Here is an 8,665-nt window from a genome sequence, read left to right as displayed (position 1 = left end):
ACACCGGCGCAAATCGCCCTGGCCTGGGTGATGCGGCAGGACGGCGTCATCGCCATTCCCAAGGCCGGCAGCCAGGAGCACGTCCGCCAGAATGTCGCTGCGTTGGACATAAAGCTTACGCCGCAGGACATCGCCGATCTCGACCGTGCATTCCCGCCACCGAAGCGCAAGCGCGGGCTGGAGATGATCTGAGGCGGCGGTGCTGCCAGTTTCCCCCTCCGCCGCCCAGATTGCAAAATTACTTCCTCGCCAGCCCTTTCAGCCGGTAGAGCGCCTCCAGCGCTTCCTTCGGCGTCATCTCGTCGGGGTTGATCTCGCCGAGCGCGGTCCCCAGCGCGTCGCTCTTCACCGGCTTTGGCGCTTCCCGTTTCACCGCCACCGAAAACAGCGGCAGGTCGTCGACCAGCCGGTTGGTCTTGCCGGAGACCTCGCCTTCCTCCAGCTGGTGCAGCACCGCCTTGGCCCGCTCGACCACCGCCTCCGGCAGGCCGGCGAGCCGCGCCACCTGTACGCCGTAGGACCGGTCAGCGGCACCCTTGCCGACCTCGTGCAGGAAAACGACGTCGCCCTCCCATTCCTTGACGCGCATGGTGACGTTGGAAAGCCGCGCCAGCTTGCCGGCGAGCGACGTCATTTCGTGGAAATGGGTGGCGAAAATCGCCCGGCAGCGGTTCTTCTCGTGCAGATATTCGACCGCCGCCCAGGCGATCGACAGGCCGTCGAACGTCGCGGTGCCGCGGCCGATCTCGTCGAGGATCACCAGCGCGCGTTCCCCGGCCTGGTTGAGGATCGCCGCCGTCTCGACCATTTCGACCATGAAGGTCGAACGGCCGCGCGCCAGATCGTCCGAAGCGCCGACGCGCGAGAACAGCCGGTCGACGACGCCGATATGGGCAGACGCCGCCGGTACGAAGGAGCCGGTCTGGGCCAGGATCGCGATCAGCGCGTTTTGCCGCAGGAACGTCGACTTACCTCCCATGTTCGGGCCGGTCAGCAGCCAGATCGCGCCGTTCTTGGCAGTCCCCTCGGGCGAGAGGTCGCAATCATTGGCGACGAACGGGCCTTCGCCCGAACGGCGCAGCGCCTGTTCGACCACCGGATGCCGGCCGCCTGAAATCTCGAAGGCAAGGCTGGAATCCACCACCGGCCGGCACCAGGCCTCGCTTTCCGACAACAGTGCGAGGGCCGCCGATACATCGAGCACGGCGAGCGCATCGGCGCCGGCGCGGATCGCCTCTGCCTCGCCGACCGCCTCCGCCGTCAGCGCATCGAAGGCTGCCAGTTCGATGCTCAGTGCCCGGTCGGCGGCATTGGCGATCTTGGTCTCGAGTTCGGCGAGCTCGGTCGTGGTGAAACGCATGGCGTTGGCCATGGTCTGGCGGTGGATGAAGCGCGCCTTGGCGCCATCGCTGCCGGTCATGATTGCATGATGGTTGGCCGTCACCTCGATGTAGTAGCCAAGCACGTTGTTGTGCCGGATCTTCAGCGAACGGATGCCGGTTTCCTCGATCAGCGAGCGCTCCAGCCCGGCGATCACTTTGCGCGACTCGTCGCGCAGCGCCCGCATCTCGTCGAGTTCGGCATGATAGCCGCCGCGAACGAAACCGCCGTCGCGTTTGAGCAGCGGCAGTTCCTCGCCGAGCGCCTGGGTGAGATGCTGGGCGAGTGCCTTGGGCAGCGCTTGAATCGCGGCCATCGCGCCGGCCAATTCCTGGGGCAGGGCGGTCGCGGCAAAGGTCTCGGCGATGGCGCCAGCCGCCTCGAAGCCGGCGCGCAGTGCGCCGAGGTCGCGCGGGCCGCCGCGATTGAGCGCCAGTCTGGACAGCGCACGCGGCATGTCGGCCACGCTCTTCAGGCTCATCCGCACTGCCTGGCAAAGCCGCACTTCGGAACGGAAGAACGACACCGAATCCAGCCGTGCGACAATGGCCGCCGGGTCGGTCAGCGGCGCCATCAGCCGGTCGGCGAGCAGCCTTGCGCCGCCGCCGGTCACCGTGCGGTCGATCGCCTTGAACAGCGAGCCCTCGCGGCTGCCGGACAGCGTGCGCAACAGTTCGAGATTGCCGCGCGTCGCCGGATCGATGAACAGGGTCGAGCCCTGCTCCTCGCGCTCGGGGCGCGACAGCGGTGGCCGCTCGGCCTTCTGCGTCTTCTCGACATAGGCGATGGCGCCCGAGATCGCCGACAGTTCGGCGCGCGAAAACGTGCCGAAACTGTCTGGTGTCGCCACCTCGAAGAACCGCGCGATCCGCCCCGTGGCCGAGGCCGAATCGAACAGCGAAGGCGGCTGCGGGCTGGCAATGCGGCCGAGCACGTCGAACACCGGCTTCAGCTCGGGATCATGGAAGACCGGCTCGGCCATGATAAGCTCGCGCGGGTCGACACGGAAGATGTCGGCCATCAGCCGGTCGGCGGAGGTCTCGGCGACGCGGAAGGCCCCGGTCGAGATGTCGATCCAGGCAATTGCAAAGCTGTGGTCCGCTCCGCCCTTCACCCTGCCCAGCGCCATCAGGAAACTCGATTCCGACGGCGCCAGCAATTTGTCCTCGGTGATGGTGCCCGGGGTCACCAGCCGCACCACATCGCGGCGCACCACCGATTTGGAACCGCGTTTCTTGGCCTCGGCCGGATCCTCGATCTGCTCGCAGACGGCGACGCGGAACCCCTGGCCAATCAGCTTCTGCAGATAGTCGTCGGCCGCATGCACCGGCACGCCGCACATCGGAATGTCGTGGCCTTGGTGCTTGCCGCGTTTGGTGAGCACGATGCCCAGCGCCCGGCTCGCCTTCTCGGCATCGTCGAAGAACAGCTCGTAGAAATCGCCCATGCGGTAGAACAGCAGCGAATCCGGGTTGGCCGCCTTGATCTCGATGAATTGCTCCATCATCGGCGTGACGGCGGCGCCTGGCTGTGGCGCCGCCGTCAACTCGGGAGCGGCGTCGGGCTCGTTCGGGCTGTGCATGTTCATGGCGCGGCACGCTAGCAGATGTGGTGGCGGGGTTTAATGCCGGGCCATCGAAAAGCAGGGGAAGATCGCAAGCCATCGTCCATGGCCGGCTATTCAGCGGCATTGCCCGATGCCGTGATCGCGAATATCTGTCGTCTTGGGGGTATAATGGTCATGGACAGGGATGGGCACGAAACGTTCGAGGAGATGGTAGGGCCGATCGACTCGGCCCTCGAACGGCTCTGGCTCATGACGGTTCGGCATGCCAGTCAAAGGTTGGGCTGGCTTAAGTTTTCGGCGGCCAAGCGCCTCCCTTTCGCGCTGCCGCTCAGCGGTCCGTTGTCCCATCTGGACGGCGGCATTCGGCTCGCGGTTTACGTTCTCAGCCACGATCCGCTGTTGATCTACACGCCGATCGGCGGCGCCCGTCCCCTCAACTCGATCGTCGCAATCGGCCGTCGCCTGGCCTCGCGGCGCGCCGTGTTCCTGCTGATGCCGAGTTGGACGCTCGAGCGGCCGCACGTCGTCGCAAAGCTGGGCCGGGATCTCGCCTGGTACCGTGAGAACTTTCCGCTTCACGAACTGATTTTTCTTTGCAACACGCCGGAGGAGCGTCGTCTGGTCACCGCTGTCGGAGGAACCGCGATCGTCTCCAACCACAATCTGATGGTCTCAGAGGACATCTTTCGGCCATTGCCGGATGTCCCCGTCGAATTCGACGCCGTCTATAACGGCCGCATCTCGTACACCAAGCGTCATTACCTCGCCTTCGACGTCGAAAGGCTCGCCCACATCACCTTTTCGATCGGCGAGCTGCCCCGGGCCGGCGACCGTGCCTTCATCCGTCGCCTGCAGGCGCAATCGCCGCTGCATCGTATCGCCAACCCGATTATCGATGGCCTGGCCGGCTGGCTGGCGCCGCAGGAGGTCAATCGCGTCTACAACCAGGCCGCGGTTGGGCTCTGTCTGTCGGCGGCGGAAGGGGCGATGTGTTCCAGCATGGAGTATCTGATGGCCGGGTTGCCGGTGGTCAGCACGCCCAGTCTTGGCGGCCGGGATGTCTTCTTCGATCCGGACTATTGCATCATCGCCGAGCCCGATCCGGCGGCGATCCGGCGGGCTGTCGAGACGCTGCGCGACCGCGCCATACCGCGCGAGGAGATCCGTAACCGCACGATGGCCAGGGTCGAGCCGCAACGGCGGCAACTCATGGAATTCCTGTCGGAGCTGTTCGAGCGGATGGGAAGCCGACGGCCGCCCTTGTCGCAATGGCCGTTCCCCGGAACCAGGACGCTGCGGCGATGGGCAACGGCCCGCCAGCATGCGCATGAAATCACCGCATTCAAGCCAGCGCAGCCCAGTCCCTGACCGAGCGCGTCCGCTTTGAAGCAGCTTTGCAGAGCTTCGTGGTTTACACGCGGCGGCCCGTGGTCTTAATTCGCAAGGACACAGGCACCCGCTTCAAGGAGGTGCCGCACCGGCGAGGAAATCAAAAAGCATCATGGCCAGGAAAACCGAGAACAACGGTCCGTCCGTCAGCGCACAGGAAGCGCTCGAATTCCATGCCATGGGCCGGCCGGGCAAGCTGGAGATCGTCGCCACCAAACCGATGACGACGCAGCGCGATCTCAGCCTCGCTTATTCGCCGGGCGTCGCCGTGCCCGTGCGCGCCATCGCCGAGGATCCTTCGAGAGCCTTCGACTATACGACGCGCGGCAACATGGTCGCCGTCATCTCCAACGGCACCGCCATCCTCGGCCTCGGCAATCTCGGCGCGCTGGCCTCGAAGCCGGTCATGGAAGGCAAGGCGGTGCTGTTCAAGCGCTTCGCCGATGTCGATTCCATCGACCTCGAGGTCGACACCGAGGATGCCGACGAGTTCATCAACTGCGTGCGCTTCCTCGGTCCCTCCTTCGGCGGCATCAACCTGGAAGACATCAAGGCGCCGGAATGCTTCATCATCGAGCAGCGCCTGCGCGAACTGATGGACATCCCGGTCTTCCATGACGACCAGCATGGCACGGCCATCATCTCGGCCGCCGGTCTGATCAATGCGCTGGAGGTAACCGGCCGCGACATGAAGACTACGAAGCTGGTCTGCAATGGCGCGGGTGCCGCCGGCATCGCCTGCATCGAGCTGATGAAGGCGATGGGTTTTTCGCCCGAAAACATCACCTTGTGCGATACCAAGGGTGTGGTCTTCCAGGGCCGCACCGAGGGCATGAACCAGTGGAAATCGGCGCACGCGGTCAAGACCGACGCGCGTTCTCTGGCCGAAGCGCTCGACGGCGCCGACGTCTTCCTCGGTGTTTCCGCCAAGGGCGCGCTGACCACCGCCATGGTGCAGTCGATGGCCAAGAACCCGATCATCTTCGCCATGGCCAATCCCGATCCGGAGATCACCCCGGAGGAAGTGGCCGAGATCCGCACCGACGCCATCATGGCCACCGGGCGTTCGGATTATGCCAATCAGGTCAACAACGTGCTCGGCTTCCCCTACATCTTCCGTGGCGCGCTGGATGTCAGGGCCACCACCATCAACGACGACATGAAGATCGCCGCAGCCCGCGCTCTCGCCGAACTGGCGCGCCAGGACGTGCCCGACGACGTCGCCGCCGCCTATCAGGGCAACCGGCCGAAATTCGGCCCCAACTACATCATTCCGGTGCCTTTCGACCCGCGCCTGATCTCGGCCATCCCGATTGCCGTGGCCAAGGCAGCAATGGATTCGGGCGTCGCCCGCAAGCCGATTCTCGATCTCGACCGCTACGCGCAGGAGCTTTCCGCCCGCCGCGACCCGATCGCCTCGACCCTTCAGCGCATCTACGATCGCGTGCGCCGCCAGCCCAAGCGCATCGTCTTCGCCGAGGGCGAGGAGGAGCAGGTGATGCGCGCCGCCGTCTCCTATGTGAACCAGCGGCTCGGCACGGCCATCCTGCTCGGCCGCGACGATGTCATCAAGGAGAACGCCAGGCACGCCGGCATCGACTTGAACAAGCAAGGCATCGAGATCATCAATGCGCGCCTGTCGCGCCGCAATTCGATCTACACCGACTATCTCTACGAACGCATGCAGCGCAAAGGCTTCCTGTTCCGCGACTGCCAGCGGCTGATCAACAACGACCGCAACCATTTTGCCGCCTGCATGGTGGCGCTGGGTGATGCCGACGGCATCGTCACCGGCGTCACCCGCAACTATTCCACCGCGCTCGACGATATCAGGCGCGTCATCGACGCCAAGCCCGGCCACCGCGTCATCGGCGCCTCGATCGTGCTGGCGCGCGGCCGCACGGTGATCGTCGCCGACACCGCCGTCCACGACATGCCCAACGCCGAGCAGATCGCCGACATCGCCGAGGAGGCGGCAGGCTTTGCCCGCCGCATGGGCTATGAGCCGAGGCTCGCCATGCTCGCCTATTCCACCTTTGGCCATCCGCAGGGCGAGCGTTCCGAGCGCATCCAGGAAGCCGTGCGCATCCTCGACAAGCGCCGCGTCGATTTCGAATATGACGGCGAAATGGCCGCCGACGTGGCGCTCAACGCCCGCGCCATGGCGCAATACCCGTTCATCCGCCTGACCGGCCCGGCCAATGTGCTGATCATGCCGGCGTTCCACTCGGCCTCGATCTCGACCAAGATGCTGCAGGAACTCGGCGGCTCGACCGTCATCGGCCCGCTGCTGGTCGGCCTGAACAAGCCGGTGCAGATCGTCTCGCTGAACGCCAAGGACAGCGATATCGTGAACATGGCGGCGATCGCGGCCTACACGGCGGGGACTTGAGGAGCATCCCGCCTGGCAGACGAAAGCTTCTGCATCAGACAAGCCCGAAGCGCGGCGCGGGCACCTTCTCGCGCTGACTTCACCCCGGCGCGTACCCACGCGCTGCCTCGACCACCTCTTCCGCCTGGTCCTGCCGCAGCAGGTCGATCGGGATGCGGCCGTCGAGCTGTGCCGCTGGGCGGGTCAACCATAGCCATGCGAGCCTCGGGTTGCCGATCAGCTCCAGCACGTCGCTTATGCCCGCCACCGGCCTGCCGTCGACGAATTGCGCCAGCGGGAAGACGTGCTTGCGGCCGCCCTTGCGCAGCGCGATGACGTCGCCGCGCCGTTGCCAGCGGTGCAAGGTGGAGCGGGCGATGCGCAGGTTCTCTTCCAGATAGGTCGAGCCGGCGACGCGGCCGGCCCAGTCCTCGATCAGCATCGATTCGAGGTCGTCGGACTGGGGGAGCGCGGCCAGCGTTTCGGCCTCTGCGGACAGCGTCGTCGTGCCGGTGGTGCCGGCTTCGCTGCGGCGCGCGGCTTCGGCCGCGAGCGCACGCACGAATTTCGAGGCAAGGCCGGGAAGGTCGGCATGGATGGCGTCGATGGCGCGCTGGTGCTTGGGCGACAGCAAGGTAACGGCGGACGCTATGCTGCCGGCGATCTTGCCGACCGAGACCATGGTGGACTGGTTGATCGCCTCGTCATAATTGGCGAGCGCGCGCTCGACCTTGTCGGCGACCAACTCCGCGAAGTCGTCCTGGTTTATGCCGGTCGCCTGGATTGGAAATCTGGTCATGCATCTGTCTTCTGGCCGCGCTCCTCCCCGACTGCGGCCGTTTGTCAACGGCTAAGGGAAAAGCGGGACTCCGAACGGCAACAGATGCAGCGAACCCGACAGGTTGCTGTCTTGCATTTACGACACCCCAACTGACTGCGAGCATCCCGAAATGCCAGTCACGGGACGCTCGCAATTTCCTGTAGGAGCGGTGTGTGACAACCGCGCGACGGTCTTTTCCTTCTCCCCTTGTGGGAGAAGGTGGCCTCGCGAAGCGAGGTCGGATGAGGGTGTTCCAGCTTGGCAAAAACGGCGATCCGTCACCCACCCCTCAACCGTCTCGGCGCTGCGCGCCGATCCACCTTCTCCCACAGGGGGAGAAGGGAAAAGCCCCCTACAACAACCCCGCCTGCTCGGCTTCCTTGCGCAGATTCTGCCGTGGCCTCGGGCCGATCTGCTGGATCACCAATCCGGCTGCGAGTGAGCCAAGGTCGCCGCAGGTCTGGAGGTCGCGTCCCTGTGTATAACCATGCAGGAAGCCGGCGGCGTAGAGGTCGCCGGCGCCCGTCGTGTCGACCAGCTCCTTGATGGCGGTCGCCTTTATGACCACGGTCTCGTCGCCGCGCACGATGACCGAGCCCTTTTCGGAGCGGGTCACCGCCGCGATCTTGCAATCCTTGCGGATCTGCGCCAGCGCCTCGTCGAACGACGAAGTCTGGTAAAGCGACTTGATCTCGTGGCTGTTGGCAAAGACGATATCGACCGTGCCCGAGCGCATCAGGTCGAGGAACTCGTCACGGTAACGGTCGACGCAGAACGAATCCGACAAGGTCATGGACACTTCGCGGCCGGCCGCGTGCGCCAGCCTGGCCGTCTGCCGGATGGCTTCCTTGGCGCGTGGCGGGTCCCACAGATAGCCTTCGAAATAGGTCACCTTGGCGCCCGACGCCTTGTCGGCCTCGACATCTTCCGGCCCGAGTTCGACGCAGGCGCCGAGATAGGTGTTCATCGAGCGCTCGCCGTCGGGGGTGACGAAGATCATCGAGCGCGCCGTCGGCGGCTCGCCCTCGAGCGGCTTGGTGTCAAAGGCGACACCTTGCGCGTGGATATCGTGCGCGTAGATTTCGCCCAGCGCATCGTTGGAAACCTTGCCGAAGAAGGCGGCGCGTCCCCCGAAGGA

The 8,665-nt window shown here is 65.3% G+C and carries 6 protein-coding genes; 3 read left to right on the top strand and 3 right to left on the bottom strand.

Annotation, left to right across the window (positions count from 1 at the left end; all coding sequences use genetic code 11):
* The coding region (locus EOA36_RS18920; RefSeq protein WP_189553267.1) for an aldo/keto reductase at window positions 1–192 on the top strand (192 nt) is incomplete at its 5' end.
* 46 nt (window positions 193–238) lie between these two features.
* On the opposite strand, the gene mutS is transcribed toward EOA36_RS18920, so the two are convergent.
* Entirely contained in the window at window positions 239–2,968 is a 2,730-nt protein-coding gene (gene mutS, locus EOA36_RS18915; RefSeq protein ID WP_127278929.1) for a DNA mismatch repair protein MutS, read from the bottom strand.
* A 228-nt stretch (window positions 2,969–3,196) separates the two neighbouring features.
* On the opposite strand from mutS, the gene EOA36_RS18910 reads away from it, so the two are divergent.
* Window positions 3,197–4,315, top strand: a complete 1,119-nt coding sequence (locus EOA36_RS18910) for a glycosyltransferase (RefSeq protein WP_245464404.1) — start codon at window positions 3,197–3,199, stop codon at window positions 4,313–4,315.
* Window positions 4,316–4,448: 133 nt separating this feature from the next.
* Window positions 4,449–6,728 carry an NADP-dependent malic enzyme gene (locus tag EOA36_RS18905; RefSeq protein ID WP_127278928.1) on the top strand — a complete coding sequence of 760 codons (2,280 nt, stop codon included), beginning with the start codon at window positions 4,449–4,451 and terminating at the stop codon, window positions 6,726–6,728.
* A 79-nt stretch (window positions 6,729–6,807) separates the two neighbouring features.
* Here EOA36_RS18905 and EOA36_RS18900 read toward each other — a convergent pair whose 3' ends face one another.
* On the bottom strand, window positions 6,808–7,506 hold the full coding sequence (locus tag EOA36_RS18900; protein ID WP_127278927.1) for an antitoxin Xre/MbcA/ParS toxin-binding domain-containing protein: 699 nt from the start codon (window positions 7,504–7,506) through the stop codon (window positions 6,808–6,810).
* A gap of 373 nt (window positions 7,507–7,879) precedes the next feature.
* Window positions 7,880–8,665 (bottom strand): adenosine kinase (locus EOA36_RS18890; protein ID WP_145969216.1); only part of this gene is annotated, 786 nt, incomplete at its 5' end.

Source organism: Mesorhizobium sp. M8A.F.Ca.ET.021.01.1.1 (assembly GCF_003998025.1).
Classification (GTDB): Bacteria; Pseudomonadota; Alphaproteobacteria; order Rhizobiales; family Rhizobiaceae; genus Mesorhizobium.
Note: the sequence above shows the minus strand (reverse complement) of the source record. Positions and strands in the feature narration are given on the sequence as shown.

Coding starts and splice junctions, on each gene's coding strand:
- EOA36_RS18905 (WP_127278928.1), top strand. CDS start 4,449: ATGGCCAGGAAAACCGAGAACAACGGTCCGTCCGTCAGCGCACAGGAA.
- EOA36_RS18910 (WP_245464404.1), top strand. CDS start 3,197: ATGACGGTTCGGCATGCCAGTCAAAGGTTGGGCTGGCTTAAGTTTTCG.
- mutS (WP_127278929.1), bottom strand. CDS start 2,968: ATGAACATGCACAGCCCGAACGAGCCCGACGCCGCTCCCGAGTTGACG.
- EOA36_RS18900 (WP_127278927.1), bottom strand. CDS start 7,506: ATGACCAGATTTCCAATCCAGGCGACCGGCATAAACCAGGACGACTTC.